The organism is Micromonospora sp. NPDC048843 (assembly GCF_040649965.1).
In the GTDB taxonomy this organism is placed as follows: Bacteria; Actinomycetota; Actinomycetes; order Mycobacteriales; family Micromonosporaceae; genus Micromonospora; species Micromonospora hortensis.
Genome location: NZ_JBEZGJ010000372.1, coordinates 1 through 1,370, shown reverse-complemented (window position 1 = coordinate 1,370; position 1,370 = coordinate 1). Strand labels below are relative to the sequence as shown.

Annotated in this window: 2 protein-coding genes; both read left to right on the top strand. The window is 67.9% G+C overall.

From position 1 onward, the window contains the following. Window positions 1-109: 109 nt before the first annotated feature. A complete protein-coding gene (gene leuD / locus AB0C20_RS36170; protein WP_145786804.1) occupies window positions 110-697 on the top strand; it encodes a 3-isopropylmalate dehydratase small subunit in 588 nt (195 codons plus the stop codon). A 172-nt stretch (window positions 698-869) separates the two neighbouring features. Beyond that, on the top strand, window positions 870-1,370 hold a 501-nt coding region (locus AB0C20_RS36165), incomplete at its 3' end, for an HU family DNA-binding protein (protein ID WP_357569719.1).

Below are 1,370 nucleotides of genomic sequence, written 5' to 3'. Positions count from 1 at the left end.
CAATCATGATCGGGACGTGCCGGCGAAGATCTCCCGCGGCGATCGGATCGCGCAGCTCGTGGGTCGGCCGGCTGGCCGCCCCCGCCGACCTGTAGAAGGGACCGACGAGATGGACAAGTTCACCACCCACACCGGCACTGCCGTGCCGCTGCGCCGGTCCAACGTGGACACCGACCAGATCATCCCCGCCGTGTACCTCAAGCGGGTGACCCGGACGGGCTTCGCCGACGGGCTGTTCAGCGCCTGGCGTGAAGATCCGGCATTCGTGCTCAACGATGAAAACTATTCCGGGGCGTCGATCCTCATCGCCGGCCCGGAGTTCGGCACCGGCTCCTCCCGGGAGCACGCCGTCTGGGCGCTACGGGACTGGGGCTTCCGCGCCGTGGTGGCCCCGCGCTTCGGTGACATCTTCCGCGGCAACGCCCTCAAGGAAGGTCTGTTGCCGGTCGAGTTGGAATTGAAAGCCGTCGAAGAGTTGTGGGACCTGATCGAGGCGGATCCCACCACTGCGGTGACAGTCGACCTGACCGCCCGCCAGCTCCGGGCGGGGGACGCTAGCTGGTCGTTCCCGCTGGACGACTTCAGCCGTTGGCGGCTTCTGGAAGGCCTCGACGACATTGGACTCACCCTCCGCCACGCCGCCGACATCGACTCCTACGAGGCGCGCAGACTGCCGTTCCTGCCCTCCGTGGCATAGCCGTTAGGCCGCCCGCACAGCGGATTTCACCCCCATCGGTCCATCCGGTGGGGGTGAATCCGTTACGACACAAGGGCTTTTTTCTACCGAATGTTTGTGTCCCGGCAGCACAGGGCATACCGTGCGCGCAGAATGGCTCGCGACGAGTCAGTTGCACAATCGGGAGGAAGTCGTGAACAAGGCCGAGCTCATCGAGGCGCTCGCCGTTCGCCTGGGGGACCGGAAGATGGCGACGGCCGCGCTCGACGCGGTCCTCACCGAGGTCCAGGCGGCGGTCACCAAGGGCGAGAAGGTGGCGATCACCGGATTCGGAGCATTCGAAAAGCGTGTGCGTGGCGCGCGAACAGCGCGCAACCCGCGTACCGGCGAGGCGGTGAAGGTCAAGAAGACGTCAGTCCCGACCTTCCGCCCCGGCGCCGGGTTCAAGGAAATGGTGGCCAGCGGCAAGGTGCCGAAGGCCACGGTGGCGACGAAGAAGACCGCCACCAGCACCGCCACGGCCAAGGCGGCGAGCACGAAGGCGACCGGCACCAAGGCGGCCACCGCGAAGGCGGCGGGCACCAAGGCGACCACGGCGAAGGGCCGGCGCGGGGTCTTCCTGGCCGGCGTCGCGTTGTTCACGCTGGCCTCGCTGGCCTGCGCGGTCGCCACCGGGCCGGCACTGCTGGTGGGC

Bases quoted from the DNA above. Each gene is read 5' to 3' on its own strand.
- leuD (WP_145786804.1), top strand. From the start codon at position 110: ATGGACAAGTTCACCACCCACACCGGCACTGCCGTGCCGCTGCGCCGG.